This is a genomic window from Pseudoalteromonas fuliginea (assembly GCF_000690055.1).
GTDB lineage: Bacteria > Pseudomonadota > Gammaproteobacteria > Enterobacterales > Alteromonadaceae > Pseudoalteromonas > Pseudoalteromonas fuliginea.
Genome location: NZ_JJNZ01000072.1, coordinates 1 through 17,256, shown reverse-complemented (window position 1 = coordinate 17,256; position 17,256 = coordinate 1). Strand labels below are relative to the sequence as shown.

Annotated in this window: 15 protein-coding genes; 11 read left to right on the top strand and 4 right to left on the bottom strand. The window is 37.4% G+C overall.

All coding sequences use genetic code 11. The annotated features are described in order from the left end of the window. Window positions 1-526: 526 nt before the first annotated feature. The 3 genes from DC53_RS02955 to DC53_RS02965 all read left to right on the top strand — a co-directional run bounded on the left by DC53_RS02955 (window position 527) and on the right by DC53_RS02965 (window position 4,152). Entirely contained in the window at window positions 527-1,933 is a 1,407-nt protein-coding gene (locus DC53_RS02955) for a mannose-1-phosphate guanylyltransferase/mannose-6-phosphate isomerase (protein ID WP_033031593.1), read from the top strand. Window positions 1,934-2,123: 190 nt separating this feature from the next. After that, window positions 2,124-3,554 carry a phosphomannomutase gene (locus DC53_RS02960; RefSeq protein WP_033031591.1) on the top strand — a complete coding sequence of 477 codons (1,431 nt, stop codon included), beginning with the start codon at window positions 2,124-2,126 and terminating at the stop codon, window positions 3,552-3,554. A gap of 184 nt (window positions 3,555-3,738) precedes the next feature. Continuing rightward, entirely contained in the window at window positions 3,739-4,152 is a 414-nt protein-coding gene (locus DC53_RS02965; RefSeq protein ID WP_007376768.1) for an FAD synthase family protein, read from the top strand. Window positions 4,153-4,553: 401 nt separating this feature from the next. Here the strand turns inward: DC53_RS02965 and DC53_RS02970 are convergent, their stop codons facing one another. The 4 genes from DC53_RS02970 to DC53_RS02985 form a co-directional block, all read right to left on the bottom strand. Next, entirely contained in the window at window positions 4,554-5,618 is a 1,065-nt protein-coding gene (locus DC53_RS02970; RefSeq protein WP_007376769.1) for a CDP-glycerol glycerophosphotransferase family protein, read from the bottom strand. A gap of 565 nt (window positions 5,619-6,183) precedes the next feature. After that, the gene (locus DC53_RS02975; RefSeq protein ID WP_033031589.1) at window positions 6,184-6,684 is read right to left on the bottom strand and encodes a DUF3299 domain-containing protein; all 501 of its coding nucleotides are present in this window, start codon (window positions 6,682-6,684) and stop codon (window positions 6,184-6,186) included. Between the two features lie 14 nt (window positions 6,685-6,698). Further along, window positions 6,699-7,976, bottom strand: a complete 1,278-nt coding sequence (locus tag DC53_RS02980; protein ID WP_033031588.1) for an ABC transporter permease — start codon at window positions 7,974-7,976, stop codon at window positions 6,699-6,701. Continuing rightward, window positions 7,973-8,659 (bottom strand): ABC transporter ATP-binding protein, encoded by a 687-nt coding sequence (locus DC53_RS02985; RefSeq protein ID WP_007376772.1) that lies wholly within the window; start codon window positions 8,657-8,659, stop codon window positions 7,973-7,975. The genes DC53_RS02980 and DC53_RS02985 overlap by 4 nt, the downstream gene beginning before the upstream one ends. A 389-nt stretch (window positions 8,660-9,048) precedes the next feature. Between DC53_RS02985 and DC53_RS02990 the strand changes: the two genes are divergently transcribed. The 8 genes from DC53_RS02990 (at window position 9,049) to DC53_RS03025 (ending at window position 16,940) form a co-directional block, all read left to right on the top strand. After that, complete coding sequence (locus tag DC53_RS02990; protein ID WP_007376773.1) at window positions 9,049-10,152, top strand: phosphoribosylaminoimidazolesuccinocarboxamide synthase; 1,104 nt, start codon at window positions 9,049-9,051, stop codon at window positions 10,150-10,152. 122 nt (window positions 10,153-10,274) lie between these two features. Further along, window positions 10,275-10,931, top strand: a complete 657-nt coding sequence (locus DC53_RS02995) for a methylamine utilization protein (protein ID WP_007376774.1) — start codon at window positions 10,275-10,277, stop codon at window positions 10,929-10,931. After that, complete coding sequence (locus DC53_RS03000) at window positions 10,924-13,239, top strand: bifunctional diguanylate cyclase/phosphodiesterase (protein WP_008137361.1); 2,316 nt, start codon at window positions 10,924-10,926, stop codon at window positions 13,237-13,239. The genes DC53_RS02995 and DC53_RS03000 overlap by 8 nt, the downstream gene beginning before the upstream one ends. Beyond that, window positions 13,226-14,059, top strand: coding sequence for a DUF3034 family protein (locus DC53_RS03005; protein ID WP_033031586.1), 834 nt, complete (start codon window positions 13,226-13,228; stop codon window positions 14,057-14,059). The genes DC53_RS03000 and DC53_RS03005 overlap by 14 nt, the downstream gene beginning before the upstream one ends. Beyond that, window positions 14,059-14,478, top strand: a complete 420-nt coding sequence (locus DC53_RS03010; protein WP_033031584.1) for a group I truncated hemoglobin — start codon at window positions 14,059-14,061, stop codon at window positions 14,476-14,478. Before DC53_RS03005 ends, DC53_RS03010 begins: the two co-directional genes overlap by 1 nt. Window positions 14,479-14,542: 64 nt before the next feature. Next, on the top strand, window positions 14,543-15,607 hold the full coding sequence (locus DC53_RS03015; protein ID WP_033031582.1) for a CDP-glycerol glycerophosphotransferase family protein: 1,065 nt from the start codon (window positions 14,543-14,545) through the stop codon (window positions 15,605-15,607). Between the two features lie 70 nt (window positions 15,608-15,677). Beyond that, a complete protein-coding gene (locus DC53_RS03020; protein ID WP_007376780.1) occupies window positions 15,678-16,103 on the top strand; it encodes an FAD synthase family protein in 426 nt (141 codons plus the stop codon). 3 nt (window positions 16,104-16,106) lie between these two features. Next, the gene (locus tag DC53_RS03025) at window positions 16,107-16,940 is read left to right on the top strand and encodes a sulfurtransferase (RefSeq protein ID WP_033031580.1); all 834 of its coding nucleotides are present in this window, start codon (window positions 16,107-16,109) and stop codon (window positions 16,938-16,940) included. Window positions 16,941-17,256: the final 316 nt, after the last annotated feature.

Sequence of the window (17,256 nt, the reverse complement as noted above, 5' to 3'; positions counted from 1 at the left end):
TTAAAAATGGGGGGATTACCTATATTTTTCATTTCTTTAATAATTAAACGATTAATATCTATAGAGATAAACTTATTTTCTCTTTTATGTGCTACCAATGTAATAGAGTAGAATCGATTTATTAACGATACTCTGCCTTTTCTTAATAAATCGGAACGATGCATTTTTATTGATCCTTTTTATTTAAAGGTAGCAGAAATATAGAAATTTTTAAGATGAGTGAGCGCGAAGTAAATTCGCACCTACGGGTTGGTGTATGTTGTAGGTGAGGTTTTACACCTCGCTTTTTAACATTAAAGCCACGTGATATGAGCGCGAAATAAATTCGCACCTACGGTTTGGCATATGTTGTAGGTGAGGTTTTACACCTCGCTTTTAAATGAAGCTAAATATTGTCGCAATTAATTTCCCGTTTCGAAGGTCAATTAGGTAGCATGTCAGATTTTTTAATCTGACACTCAATTATGAACATTCTTCACACATTCAAAGTGGTACTTTGAAGCCATTTTAGCAAAGGAATTTAATAATGATTTTACCTGTAATAATGGCTGGTGGATCGGGTACGCGTTTATGGCCGCTTTCTCGCGGGAATTACCCAAAACAATTTTTACCATTAAGTGGCGAACAAACTATGCTACAAAATACGATAAGTCGTTTAAATGGTTTAGTTCATAGTCCTGCAATGCTTATTTGTAATGAAGAGCATCGTTTTATAGCGGCAGAACAAGTTCGACAATTAGGTGTGCAGCATAGTGGACTGTTTTTAGAGCCTGTAGGGCGTAATACGGCGCCAGCGATTGCCTTAGCTGCATTTAAAGCTGTAGAGAAAGGTGAAAACCCTTTGCTGCTTATACTTGCCGCAGATCATGTGATTGACGACACTATTGCATTTCAACATAGTATTAACCAAGCTGTAGAACTGGCCAAGCAAGACAAGTTAGTTACCTTTGGTATTGTAGGAAACAAACCTGAAACAGGGTATGGCTATATAAAGCGCGGTGAGCAATTTAATAACGGTTTTGTGGTTGATAGTTTTGTAGAAAAGCCAAGCCTAGAAATGGCAAAAAAATACATAGATAGTGGCGATTATTATTGGAATAGTGGCATGTTTTTATTTAAAGCAAGTCGCTATTTAGAGGAGCTAAACACTTTTCGCCCTGATATTTATGAAGCATGCGAAAAAGCTATGCAAGTACAAAACGACGATATGGATTTTGTTCGTATAGATAAAGCAGCATTTGAAAAATGCGCGAGCGAGTCGATAGACTATGCTGTGATGGAACATACCAAAGATGCAGTGGTTGTGCCGATGGATGCTGGTTGGAGCGATGTTGGTGGTTTTTCTGCATTGTGGGACGTATCAACTAAAGATAAAAATGGCAATGTATTTACAGGTGATGTAAAAGCGATCAACACTAAAAACACCCTGGTTTTTGGTGAAGATAAACTCGTTGCTACAATCGGTATTGAAGACCTCGTTATAATAAATACTAAAGATGCTGTGCTTGTTGCGCACAAAGATCAATCACAGCATGTAAAAGCAATCGTACAGCAATTAAAAGCTGAAAATCGTTCAGAAGCAGTCACGCACCGCGAAGTTTACCGACCTTGGGGTAAATATGACTCAGTTGATAGCGGCGAACGCTTCCAAGTTAAGCGTATTACAGTAAAGCCTGGCGCAAAACTCAGTGTGCAAATGCATCATCACCGTTCAGAACATTGGATTGTTGTATCAGGCGCTGCAAAGGTGCGAATAGATGGTGCTGAGCAGCTCGTAACTGAAAATGAGTCGGTGTACATTCCCATTACTGCAGTACATGCGCTGGAAAACCCAGGTAAAGTTGATTTAGAGCTTATTGAAGTTCAGTCTGGTTCATACCTTGGTGAAGATGACATTGTGCGTTTTGAAGATTGCTACGGCCGAGTGAAGTGATTAATTACTCGGTATTAAATGCTTGTAAGGACGCTGTATTTAACCTGAATTCTGGATAATAAATTTAATATCATCATGATTCAATACGTTAGTAAATCTCTTAACCAGAGTTCAGGTTATTTAGATAAGTGATAGTTATTAGTAATTTTCGTTTTCACTTTTCTTTGTATAAAAAGCGATAAGGTTGTATATGGATAACACATTAATTTGCTCAGAAGTGATAGCCAAAAGTGGTGTTGTTTTTGGCACCAGTGGTGCACGTGGTTTAGTTACAGATTTTACCGCAGATGTATGTGCTGCTTTTTCTATCGCGTTTGTTAAGTCGATAAAAACAGAATTTAGCTTTAATACCGTAGCATTAGCTATTGATAATCGCCCCAGTAGTTATTTTATGGCGCAAGCCTGCGCGCAAGCCTGCGCGCAAAGCTTAAAGCAACTCAATATTAATGTAATTTACTATGGTGTTATACCCACTCCAGCGCTTGCTTATAAAGCGATGCAAGACTCTATCCCAAGCATAATGGTTACAGGTAGCCATATACCGTTTGACCGAAATGGCCTTAAGTTTTATCGACCAGACGGTGAAATCACCAAAGCTGATGAACAAGCTATCTTAAATAATATAATGCCGTTCTCAGCGGTAACACAAGTAAGTGAACTTGCTCTAAATACTGCAGCAAGTGAAGCTTATATAAAGCGTTATACCAAGTTATTTAGTGCCGATGCACTGATTGGTAAAAAAGTAGGCATTTATGAGCACTCCAGCGCAGGACGAGACTTATATAAAAGTTTGTTCGAACAATTGGGGGCGAAGGTAATAAGCTTAGGGCGCAGCGAAAATTTTATACCAATTGATACAGAAGCCGTTTCTGAGGAAGATAAAAAACAAGCAATTATATGGTCAAAAAAGTATGGGTTTGACGCTATATTTTCAACAGATGGCGATGGTGATCGCCCGCTCGTTGCTGACGAAAATGGTGGCTGGTTACGCGGTGATTTATTAGGTTTATTGTGCAGTCAACTCCTTGGTATTGAAGCATTGGCTGTCCCTGTAAGTTGTAACACGGCGATAGAAAAATCAAATAGCTTTAAACACATCATACGTACAAAAATTGGATCACCTTTTGTAATCGCAGAGTTTAGCCAATTAAATGAAAACTTTACCCGTGTTGCTGGTTTCGAAGCCAATGGTGGGTTTTTATTAGGCTCAAACATAGACATAAATGCAAAGCAGCTTACAGCTTTACCAACACGTGATGCAGTGTTACCTGCACTTATGTTGTTAATACAAAAGCAACCAATATCTATGCAATTGAAGTTATTACCAGGGCGCTTCACCGCGAGCGATAGGGTGCAAAATTTTGCAAAAGCCAAGAGCCTTGAATTAATTGCAACGCTTAAGTGTAGTGCCGATGCATTTCTCACAGAATTAGGCTGCGGTCTAAATTACTCAGTTAATACAGTCGATGGTTTGCGTATTGTCCTTCAAAATGATGACGTAGTGCATTTAAGAGCTTCCGGCAACGCTCCTGAGTTACGTTGTTATACTGAAAGTGATACTGTTTTTAATGCAGAAAAATTAGCCGACAAGGTAATCCAGTATTTAAATAAATTAAAATAACTGTAATTATTTCAATAGGCTATATTTCAAGTGTGGGTTTATTATCCAGAGTTTAGGTTAATTATACTATGTTAGCTTTAGTGCAGGTTTGTATTGGTTTGTTCCTGATTTTTATTCATGTTTATGCTTATGTTATCCTACGTACTAAATTATTAGGGTGTTACTTTTAGTCGTAGGTTTTGAAATGAAAAAAATAGGCTATACCACTGGGGTTTTTGATCTGTTTCATATTGGTCATCTCAATGTACTTAAACGCGCAAAGCTAGAGTGTGATTACCTTATTGTTGGGGTAACAAGCGATGAGTTATCTATATCGGTTAAAAACAAAAAGCCGGTAATCCCTTTTCAAGAAAGGCTAGAAATTGTCGAAGCGATTAAGTTTGTGGATGAGGTTGTTCCTCAAGTTAATTATGACAAACTAGAAGCGTGGAATAATTTAAAATTTGACAAAATGTTTGTCGGAGACGATTGGAAAGGCACTGACAAGTGGAACGCAATAGAAGAAGATTTTGCTAAGCGGGGAGTTGAAATAATGTATTTCCCTTATACTACGCATACTTCGAGCACTATTTTACGTGAAGTACTTAGTAAAATATAAAACCTGATTAAAATCGTATCTAGTTTAGAGTGTTTTTATTTCCCATACATAGGTTATAACGGCGCATAAATACCAATCCGCAATAATACTTAACCTGAACTTTGCTTGAGATAGATTTATTATCCAAAGTTCAGGTTACTTATACCAATCCGCAATAATACTTAATCAATTTGAGGGATCAAACCTGACGTTAACTGCGTTAAAAATTTCTGATATAGAATAACTAAATAACGAAATTTTTGCCTTGTTATCGACACGATTTTTCTTACCTCAAAATAGCTCACTTAATTAAGTGAATTGGTATTAATTATGCTAATTGGTATAAAAGCCCAGCTAAAACAAGTTTCAACCCTAAAAATCCAATAGTTCTTTGTTTTATATGTGATTTTTTGGCTTTAAAGTTATGACCACCAATAGTAATTTAGGCTTTTTCTAATTTTAAATTTACGAAGTAAGTTTAAAGGTTTTCTTTTTAGGTGAGATGTACCTGAACAAATTAAATTATTAATAGCGCCTAATACCCTCACACTCGACTTGCCATCTCTGTATGGATGAACGCTGTCGCAGTATTGTTTTACTTTTTCTAATGTGTGCTCATCTTTTTGAAAAGCGCTTATTAAAGTACTTTCTAGGTCGGCTTCGTTACTAAAGTTAATCATCCAGTCTTTAGGTTTACGGTTGTTAAACGCAACGGCTACTTTTTCTTGTAATGCAAATTCGGTAATAATTGATGATGTGTCAGACAGTATAATGTCGGTAGCCTGTAGAATTGGAATCACATCACCGGTGGTAATAAAGGTGAGGTTTTCGCAGGCGAGTGATTTATACATTTCAATTTCTTCGCTTGTTGCTTTTGGATGAAGCTTTACTATCCACTGCCAGTTTTGTGTTTTTAATAGCGCTTTAATATAAGGGTAAAGCTTGTAGGTACTTGTTAGCTTTGGCGAAAAAGTGGGGGCATATAATATGGTAGGCTTATCAGATTGATATAGCGCTATGTCTTTATGCTCAGTAAATAAAGGATCTAACTTTGACCAGCCGGTTTCGACTACGTCGCAAGTGCCATCGTTAATATCATTAAACCCTTGAGTAATATTTGGACCTTGTGTGCAATATAAGTCAAAAAATCCTCTAATATTAAACTTGTTCTTTTTACCCGAATCAAAACCATGAAAAACCTGCACTTTAATCCCAGGAAAAAAATGAGGGATCACGTTACCAGGCGCAAGAGTGGCATTGGCGTTATATTCTTTAACTTCTTTTATATTGAGAAGCTGGTAATCATCAGGCTGTAAAAAACCCTCAGCCTCACTTCCAGTAGGAATAAACCAAGCAACGCTGCCTCCTCGCTTTTTTATTTCGTGCTCTATGGGTCTTAAAACGTTAAACGAGTACGATAAATTTACAAAAAACAAATATTTAAATTCGCTTGTTTTGTTTAGAGAAGGCAGATCTTTATTTAGCACTGGTGGTTCCTTTTTTAACTGAAAAAGTAAAAGTATTTAATCTAAACTTTGACTAAGGGGTTTAGGGCATGTTGAAATTTGTTCAATCTAGGGGCAATTTAATCCCGGCTCGAGATTTGTAACCAGATAACGGCTCCTGCGTTTATTGGCTTACATCCATGTAAGAATAAGTCAAAGCCGAACAACAAAGAGTCAATCGCCGCTAGGCCGAACCCAAAGGTAGCGTATGTTTGGCATTTATGCTGCGTATCGCCTATTTATGGGGAACACCACACAACGTAGGTTCTGCCTTGCCTAAAAACCAAACATACTACTGCAAATTAAACCACCAGAGAACAACACGCCCTAGTAACATATTGCGTTATATTGGTATTTAATACCAACCTGCATAAATCTTTGATCAATTTAACGGATTAAATTGCACTATAACGTCGTTAAAAATTTTTTATTTAGAATAACTAGATACAAAAATTTTTGCCTAGTTCTAGCGTAATTTTCTTAACGTTAAATAGGTCCCATATATAAGCAGATTGGTATAAATTTATCAGCAGTTCAGGTTAGTTAATTAAAGTTCAAATGGCGCAACGCCAACTGCCTTCATTTTATAGCCTACTTGGGCTATTTCGCCTGACCACGTTTCTGTGCTTATAACACCAGTTACAACGATTGCGTCATACAGGCTGTCTATAGGTACGCCACCTTTAATAGTTACATGCACAATTTGATTTGGCGGCGGTGGCGGTACGTGTATACATGCACCAAAATATGGGACGAGTAAAAACTCAGTAATAATTTCACTGTCACCTTCAAGTGGTACTACAAAGCCAGGTAAGCTTACAGACTGACCGTTTAACGCTTTAACTACAGGTGCGTCTAGATCGGGTTGCACCCAATTTTGATCGCTGCCTTCGTGATTGGCTTGTGCTTGTGTGTTTATTTGCACGTGATTTTTAGGGATTAAGTCTTCCCAAAAAATCTCTTTTGGTGGATTTGCATTACTTGCAAAACTTACGAGTAGCAAATTAAGAATAGTAATGTATTGAAAAGCTGTTTTAAAAAATGTCATGGGATACCTAAAAATTATGTTTTTATACTCATGCCATCGCTGAGAGAATAAAAGTAAGCGCGTGTGGCAGGTACTAAACCAATAATAAAACCAGCTACCATAATAACGCCTATTAATGTGAGTTCATAGTAAGAGAGCATCGCTATATTTACGCTAATACCTGCATGGCTTTGTAGGTAGCCGGCACCTAAATACATAACTAAATAAAATAATGCACAGCCAACTAAGCAGCCTAATAAAGTAGTTAACAGTGACTCTATGCTTATAAGTGTGAATAATTGCCAAGGGCGGGCACCTACCGAACGTAATATAGCAAGCTCACGGCGACGTTGACTTAGGTTTGCAAGCAGTGTGGTTAGCATGCCTAGTAAGCTAACAAGTACGACGATTGCGGAAAATAGTTGCAGTGTTTTTTCTACTATGGCGAGCATTTGCCATAATTCTTTCAGTGTTACGGTGGGCATAATACCAAGCAATGCTTCTTGCTTATATTGATTTATATTGCGCCTAATTTGCAATGTGTATAGCGGTGATTTAAAACCCATTAAAAATGCAGTGATTTGTTTTGGATGTCCTATAAGATCGTCATGTTCGTCATGTTCGTCATGTTCGTCATGTTCGTCATGTTCGTCATGTTCGTCATTTTTGGTGCTAGCTCTGGCATGTATTAAATCGATAGCGGCAAGCGGTATGTGTAACGTTTTATCAACAGGTGTGCCGGTGGGGTTTAAAATACCGACAACTTTAAATGGGTTGTCGTCATGATGATGAAAGCTAGTATTGCCCATACCGTGTGATATAACGATATGATCGCCAAGTTTATAACCTAATTTGTTAGCTACGCTGCTCCCCAGTACAACCTCGTTAATATTTAAAAATGGATGGCCTTGGTTAAAGCTTAAGTTTTGTTTTTTAGCAAAGCGGTAATGTTCAAAGTAGTCAAGAGTAGTGCCAAGTACAGCTTGGCCTTTATGGCTGTCGCCTAGGCTTATAGGTATGCTCCATTTTACGCCTCGCTGATTGGTTATATATTCATAACTTTGCCAGCTTACGCCATTGTTGGTATGGCCAATTCTAAATACCGACGCAAGTAATAATTGAATATCACCAGTGCGTGCGCCCACAATTAAATCAGTGCCTGAAATAGTATTACTAAAACTACTTTTAGCATCAACTCTTACACGCTCAATACTTAGCAATAACATAACGCTAATTGCAATAGTAAACAGTGTTAAAAATACGCTGGCACGACGATTTAATAAGCTTTTATAAGCCAGTTTAGCAAGGATCATATTTGCTCCTGCAAATGGGTTAAATCTATTGAGCGATCGAATAACGGTTTTAAGCTTTCGTCATGACTTACAAATATTAAGGTGCTGTTTAAATGCAATGCCTGTTCAAATAATAACGTTATAAAGCTTTCGCGGTTATTTGCATCAAGTGCTGATGTTGGCTCGTCAGCTATTATTAGCTCAGGGTTACCAATAAAAGCACGGGCTGCTGCAACACGTTGTTGTTGGCCAATACTGAGCTGTGCTACGTTTTTATGATGGTATTGCTCAATTAAGCCAAGTGCGTTTAATAAGCGCTCAGCTTCTTTGTGTAATGTTGTGGCGTGTTTAAGTGCTTGGCTTTGCCGTACTTTAGAAAATTGACACCCTAAAATGACATTTTCGATAGGTGTTAAATAAGGTAATAAATTAAAGTTTTGAAAAATGGTGCCAATATGGTCGGCTCTAAATGCATCGCGCTTGGTATTACTTTGTGTGTTTAGGCATTGATTTAAAATATACACATCACCGCTGGTGGCTGTATTAATTCCCGTAAGTAACGCTAATAAAGTAGATTTTCCTGAACCGCTTGGGCCATATAAAAAAATACGTTCGCCTTTTTCTACAGCCAGCTCTGCAATCCTTAGAGTCGGTTTTTTATCGTTTTTATGCCATTTAAAAGTAACGTTTTTTAGGCTGATCATTAAATGTATACCTGTATAAATCTGACGAAGATAAACTCGGGTTAAGAAACTAACTAAGAGGTTGACCTGTAAATATAATTAAAGTTGCTTTTTGTTAGTCAAAATTTTTAAATGCAAACAAGGCGAATTTACGCGTCAATAGTGGGCCTATTGCAAGTGAATTCAACGCAGTTAGTGTTGAAAATAACTGCTTAAGATTGATTTACTATCCAGAGTTCAGATTATTTAGCTTACGCGTAAAGTTTACCTTATCCCAACGAGCATATAAATATGTGCCTTTATTTGTTTTAAGCATCCGATTGAGCTTTAGGGTTGGCTAGATTATTATACAGCCCACATAACCCCATACCATACTTTGCTCAAAGAGCACCCCTAACCCCGGAGATAGCATGACTAGCTATAAAGTTTTAGATGTAAACGATGATTTACCCATTCGTACCAAAGGTGAAGTACATAGCGGTAAGGTTCGTTCAGTTTATTGGCTAACAGATGAAGACAGCGCGCGATTAATTAGCGACAAAGACTATAAAGTACCTGCAGGCACTGAGCTTGCAATTATGGTTATTTCAGACCGAATTTCGGCGTTTGATTGTATTTGGCAAGGCGAAAACGGGTTAAATGGCGTGCCAGGTAAAGGGATCGCCCTTAACTCGGTTGCATCGCATTGGTTTAAATTATTTGATCAAGCAGGTCTTGCAGGTAACCATATTGTTGATATTCCGCATCCTTACGTATGGATTGTACGCAAAGCCAGTACAGTAAAAGTAGAAGCGATTGCACGCCAATACATTACAGGCAGCATGTGGCGCGATTACGCAAAAGGCGTGCGTAATTTTTGTGGTATTGATTTACCAGAAGGCTTAAAAGCAAACCAAAAGCTTGATAACGTTCTAATTACGCCCTCAACAAAAGGTATTATTGAAGGTGTTGCCGACATTCCACCTGTTGATGATGTAAATATCACGCGTGCTAACATTACTAATAACTTAGATGTATTTAACTTTAAGTCGGCAGATGATGTAACTAAGTACGAAAAACTGCTAGTTGAAGGCTTTAGGTTAATTAGCGATGAGCTTGCAAAGCTTGATCAAATTTTTGTGGATACAAAATTTGAGTTTGGTTATGTGGAAGATTTAAATGGCGCGCAGCAACTTATTTATATTGATGAAGTAGGTACGCCTGATTCGTCACGTATTTGGGATGAAGCTGCTTACAAAGACGGTAAAATTGTTGAAAACTCTAAAGAAGGCTTTCGCCAGTTACTAATTAATAATGTGCCAGAAAGCGATGTATTATTAAATAAAGACCGTATGAGTGAACGTGAACAACTTGCTAAAGATTATATTTTACCAGAATCAGTCATGCTTGAAGTGTCAAATACCTATGTAGGTATTGCGAGTAAAATTGTTGGCAAAGATATTGTTATACCTAGCGATCCTCGCCAAGAAGTAATTGCTATTTTAGATGCTGAATACGGATTGATTGTAAAATAACACGACTAAAGGATGGCTTAACCTAGTTACTCGGTCTTTATTTGTGGTTACTGGGCTATAATTCTTGCAATTAGTGCTCGTCTCTAATTAACTTAGCTTAACGTTAATAGTTTGGTGTTGTTATGTTAGAGCGAGCATTGCAAAAAATTGCAAAAAATCGTTGTTTTTTAGCGATAGGTTTGTTTTTTAGCCATTTTGCTTTGAGCGCAAATATTGATTTAGTTATACAAGACCAACATGGGCAAGCATTACCAGATGCGGTTGTTGAGCTAAATCAAAATAATATAAAGTCTGCTTTTACATCAAAGACGGTTGCGACAATGGATCAAGTTAATAAGCAATTTTCACCTGAATTATTAATTGTTCAAAAGGGGCAGCAAGTAAATTTTCCTAATAGCGATAATATTCGCCATCATGTGTATTCTTTTTCACAAGCCAAGCCTTTTCAGCTAAAATTATATTCAGGGCAACCAAAAGACCCTATTGTATTTGATAAGCCCGGTGTGGTTGTTTTAGGATGCAATATTCATGACTCTATGATTGGCTATATTTATGTGGCAGATAATGATCTTGTTTATAAAACAGATGAAAGAGGGCGTGTTACTTTGCCAGCCACTTCTTCTGAGGTGACTGTATGGCATCCTCTTCAGCGTGCCGCATTGGAGAATAAAAAAATAATTACTATTAATTCTCAAACTCAGCTTTTAATAACCATAAATACTTCGGTCCCAGAGCTTCGAAATACATTTGGCAGTAAATTTAAGGCCCAAAATGACTAATAGTTTAAAAAACCGTATAACCATACTCTGCGTTGGCTTAGTGCTATTAACCACTGTGGTTAGCTTATTTAGTTTTTGGTGGTCTACGAGTAAATTCCAAGAAGAAAAAGTTAACCAAGATATAAGCGTTGCCCAAAGTGTATACAAGCAATACTTAAAGTCAAAAGAGAGCCTATTATTAACCGCCGCTAAAGTACTTACCTCTGACTTTGGCTTTAAACAAGCTGTTGCTACACGAGACGCCGGTACAATAAGTAGCGTATTATTTAACCACAGTCAGCGTATAAACGCCGAGCTAATGTTGTTAATTGATTTGTCGGGTAAATTAATTTCGGCTAATACTAGCGAAGATATTTACGGGCACGATTTACAGCCGCTAATGAAAGAATTATTAAGTACTTCGGAGCAATCTAGTTTTGTTGTTTTAAATAACGAACTTTACCAAGTGATTTTACTTCCCGTTAAAGCGCCACGTACAGTTGCTTATAGTTTAGTCGGATTTAAAATAAATAACGAAGTGGCCGCCGAGCTTAAAAGCTTAACAGGTATGGATGTAAGCTTTATAGGCAGTGCGGATAATTTAGTTATTAGCTCTTTAGTTAAACGCCCAACCCCTTTTGAACCTGTGAACTATTTTAATACATTAACCACATCACGCTTTTTTGGTGAATATTTAGTGTATCGCAATCGTGATATTGATTTACCGTCGCTACTTTCTCACCCAATTGTTATTTTACTCAGTGCCGATTTAACGCAAAGTTACAGTGATTTTGAAAAGCTATTTTTTACATTAATGATATTGGCTATTTTAACCATGTTTGTAGGTGTTATAACAAGTAGCTTATTAGCAAATAACCTTACTACTCCTTTATCTCAACTCGCTGTTATTGCTAGGCAATTTGCACAAGGTAACTATAGTTTCGAATTTAAAGGAAAAAAACAAAGTACAGAAATAACGACCCTAGTTGATGCATTTAATAGCATGGGTAACGATATTAATGAACGTGAGAAACAAATTAGTTTTCAGGCTCGCCATGACTCCCTTACAGGGTTTTATAATCGTTCAGCAATGCTAGATGTGTTGGGGGATGAATTAGATGCAACGAATGAATACACACTTGTTGCTATTGATATTAAGGGTTTGCGACACATAAACGATAAGTTAGGCCCTCGTGTTGGGGATGATTGTTTAAAAGCGGTAGCAAGTCGTATTAGTGAGTTTTCTGATGAGCTAGGTGGTTTTCATGCGCGAATTGGCGGCGATGAATTTTTAACGGTATTCCCAGCAACTGCAGCACAAGAGCTAAAAAGTGGCATTGACGGCTTAATGATGCAGTTACAGGCTTGCTATACCATTCAAAAGTTAAAAATTAATTTACGGTTTAGTGCCGGTATTGTGCAATACCCAGCGCAAGGTATTACTAGCGATGATTTAATGCGCCGTGTATTGATTGCTGTCGACAGTGCTGCGAGCGATCATGAAAGTATTCATTATTATCAAAGTGGCGAAGATGAGGCGCATTTAGAGCGCTTAATAATGCTTGATGAGTTAAAACAAGCAATTATTGACGATGATGGCCAATTATTTATGACCTATCAGCCTAAGTTGCATATGAAAACGCAAAAAATCGATAAAGTTGAGTCGCTTATACGCTGGCAACGAAAAGATGGTAGCTGGGTTAATCCAGAGCTATTTATTGATTTAGCTGAGCAGTCGGGGCTTATTGTTGAGCTAACCGCGTGGGTGGTTAATACCGTTGTTGCACAGGTAGCTAACTGGCAATCAAAAGGCATTGAGTTACAAGCCGCTATTAATGTATCGGCGCAAGATATTGCCTTTTCGGGATTTCATTCAGCTTTGGTCAGTACGCTTGAAAAACATAAAGTAGACCCTAAGTTGATTACGATTGAACTTACCGAGCGCGATATGATCGAAAATGAAGAGAAAGGTATTAAAGCACTCGAAAACTTAAAGGCAATTGGCGTTAAAATATCACTGGACGATTACGGCGTAGGGCAAACGTCACTTGGGCGCTTAAAAATGCTACCTATTGATGAGTTAAAATTAGATAAGTGTTTTATTTTAAAACTTGATGAGTCACAAAAAGATCAGTTTATTGTGCAGTCTTCGATTACGTTAGGTCATCAATTAGGGTTTTCTGTTGTTGCTGAAGGGGTCGAAACATTGGGGTCTTTAGAGTTGCTTAAAAATATGCAATGCGATCATGCACAAGGCTATTATTTAAGTAGACCGTTAAAAGCTGAATTACTTGAAGAATGGCTTCTAGATCATTATGTATCACATTAAATATTGGAGCGTAGTTGCCTTTTGTTTAATGAGTTTACCGTGTGTAGCCAGCAGTGGAAAACTGCTTGCTACTCCTGGTGTGTCTCAAATTGAAGGCAATGCGGGTGGAGGCATTGTACCTTGGGCGCAACTAGCTGGTTATGCCAGTGATGATGAGTTTTCGATAAATGGCTTTTGTAGCCGGGCAGATGTAACCGATTACACTCTTGATGTGTGCGGTGCCCAGTTAAACTTGTTTAATCGTGTTGAATTTAGTTACGCAATACAGCAATTTGATGTACCGGCATTCAATGCGCAGATAGAGCAAAATATTAGCGGCGTTAAAGTTCGTTTATATGGGGATATTGTTTACAGTGAGTGGCCACAATTAAGTGCAGGCATTTTACATAAATCACTGGATGATGGTTCTATTGCACAGTTAGTTGGCGCGAAAAGTACCAGTGGAACCGATTTTTATTTAGCGGCCAGTAAATTACATTTAGGCGCGATTGCAGGTTACAACTGGTTTTGGAACTTAACGACACGCTACAGCGAAGCAAACGAATTAGGCTTGCTAGGCTATGGTGGTGAAAGCGACAGTACTAGGGTGTTGTTTGAAGGCAGTACTGCACTTTTTTTAAGCCGTGAATTGGCCGTAGGTGTTGAGTATCGTCAAAAAGCGAATAACCTTAATTTAGGCGAACAAGATTGGAAAGATGTATTTGTGGCTTGGATACCAAATAAGTACGTGAGTATAACAGCGGCTTATTTAGACTTAGGACGCATTGCCGGTGCTAATGATCAAACTGGTTGGTATTTTTCGGTAACAGGGTATTGGTGATGCAAAATATAGCCTTATTTTTATTATGCGCAGGGTTATTAGTAGGCTGTGCAAATAAACCTGCACTGTCGCTTTATCAGCAGTTAGATGGAAAAGCAGGTATAGCTAAGCTTGTTGATAGTTTTATCTATCAAATAGGTAACGACGAGCAAGTATTTCATTACTTTGAACACGCTAATATTACGCATTTTCGTGATGGTTTTATTTCCCATATGTGTATGTTATTTGAAGGCCCATGTGAGTACAGAGGCGATTCTATGATTGCTATTCATACGGGTATGAATATATCGGAAAAAGACTTTAATCATGTGGTTGATTTACTTGTTAACGCAATGAATGAGCAAAATATTAGTTATAACGTGCAAAATAAAATACTTTCAAAAATGGCACCACTACGTGGTGGAATAATAAAAATATAAGTACCTTGGTTTTTGTTATGTGGCTTTCAATGTAGAATATAAAGAAAACAACTGTGGCGATACTATGAATATAATTTTTGACACTCAAAGCCTTTATTACCTTCCTCAGTACATTCCAGTATTTAAAAAGTTATGCGAAAAAGGCATTAAAAGTCAGTTTGTTTTTTATAAAAATAGTCATCAGGATTTGATTCAAGGTGTTATAGATAACTACAATTTAGAACATATATGGGTTGAAAATCAGCTACAAGCTATTGATTACTACGAGCAAAAAAAATCTGATTGGGTATTTTTTGCTAACTCATTTTGCCATCTAGAACGTTTACATAAGGTATCTAAAAGTGCTCAGCTTGGACATGGGATCGGCCCTAAATCAAGTTATTACACTAAATCTAGCCAAGCTATGACTGTACGTTTTGTAGAAGGTGAATACAGATTAAGCCGCTTACAGAGTATGTACCCTGATGATACGTTTATTGATGTAGGTTTTTGTAAATTAGATCCTATTTTTAATAATGAAGAAATTGATGGAGCACTCTCATTAGAAGGCTTTAGTGATAAAAAGCAGACCATTTTGTATGCGCCAACATTTTATCCAAGTAGCTTAGAACTGTTTCCTGAAAATTGGCCTGAACATTTTAGTGATTACAATATTTTAATAAAGCCTCATTATTTTTCGATTAGTAAAGAAAAGTATAAATGCCATTTAGCGCTGCTAAATCACTGGTCTACTTTCCCAAATGTTTATTTGGCTAAGGTTGAGGATTATTCTCTGGTGCCTTTTTTAGATAAAGCCGACTTGTTGATTAGTGATGCATCGTCAGCTTTATTTGAATTCGCACTATTAAATAAGCCGGTTATTTGGTGTGATTTTTTAAAGTTGAGATGGAGCTATAAAGGAATTTTTTCTTTTCGTTTTAAAAAACGTATGGACCGAGATTACGGGGAATACGCAAATATTGCAGTGCATGCTAGCAAATATAAAAATCTAAAAAAATTAGTTGTAGAACAATTAGCTAAACCAGAAAAGCTAGCTAATACTAGGTTGGCTTTATCGGAAAAACTCGCGGGCAAGTTAGACGGCAAAGCGAGCCAAAGAATTGTTGAGTACGTAATTGAAAATAACTAGGCTAACGGGACGTTACTATATTTTATAAAAGGATTTTTTAAATTGAAAAATAATAAACTAGGTTTGTTAAATGAAAAAAATTGGATATACAACGGGTGTTTTTGACTTATTTCATATTGGTCATTTAAATATTCTTAAAAGAGCAAAATTAGAGTGTGATTACCTAATTGTAGGTATAACAACGGATGAGTTAAGCCAGTCAGCTAAAAATAAAAAGCCAGTAATTCCCTTTCAAGAACGCATGGAAATAGTTGAAGCAATTAAGTTTGTTGACGAAGTTGTGCCGCAGGTTAATTATGATAAAGAAGAAGCGTGGAACAATTTAAAGTTTGATAAAATGTTTGTTGGTGATGACTGGAAGGGCACTGAAAAGTGGCAAAAGATTGAAGCTGACTTTGCAAAGTTTAATGTAGAGATATGTTACTTTTCGTATACATCTCATACGTCGAGTACAATGTTAAGAAACGTATTAGATAAAATAAATAACACGAAATAAATCATGAAAAACCTTATCTCCTGCCAGCAATTACAAACGCAACTTAATGACCCTGCATTAGTGATATTTGATGCAGGTATGCTGCGCCCTGGCATTGTAGGTACTTATATACCAAAAGCTATGCTCCCTAATGCTAAACGTTTTGATATAAAAAACGAACTGGCTGATAGGTCAAACCCGCTACCAAGTACGATATGCAGCGAGCAGCAATTTACTCATGTTATGCAAAATGCAGGCGTAAATAACAATTCGTTTATAGTTGTATACGAAGATGGCGGTTTATTTAGCGCAGCAAGAGCATGGTGGATGTTTAAAGCTATGGGGCATCACAATGTTAAAATACTCAGCGGTGGTCTTAAAAAGTGGTTGGAGTACGGCTACGACGTACAACAAAGTTATAGCGAGGCTGTAAGTGCTGGTGATTTTGCGGCAAGCTATAATTGTGAGTATTTTATTAATAGTCAACAAGTGCTTAACGCAATAGATGATCCTAATACTTTATTGCTTGATGCACGTGCTTATAAGCGTTTTACTGGTGAAGAAAGTGAACCTCGTAAAGGTATGCGTAGCGGGCATATCCCAAATAGTCGCTCGTTACCTTTTATGGATTTACTTAATAAAGGTGAAGCCAAACCACTTACTGAAATTAAAGCGATATTTAATGACGTAGTCGGTGATGCGCAGCAGTTACAATTTAGCTGTGGCTCAGGTATTACGGCGTGTGTTTTAGCGTTATTGGCTACTGAATGTGGGTACAAAAATTTAAGTGTTTACGATGGCTCGTGGAGTGAATGGGGCGCAAGTGATTCGTTTCCAATTGCTACGAACGAGACATAAAACAGCTGTAGACGTAGAGCTTGCTCACGTTAAAAGCGCAGCTTTTGCGGTTTAATTTACAAGCTTCGCTAGTCCGTCTGCAATCTACTCATCTACAGATAAATTTAACACCGAGTAAAGATTAGCTGTAGACGTAGAGCTTGCTCACGTTAAAAGCGCAGCTTTACGGTTTAATTTACAAGCTTCGCTAGTCCGTCTGCAATCGACTCATCTACAGATAAATTTAACACCGAGTAAAGATTAGCTGTAGACGTAGAGCTTGCTCACGTTAAAAGCGCAGCTTTGCGGTTTAATTTACAAGCTTCGCTAGTCCGCC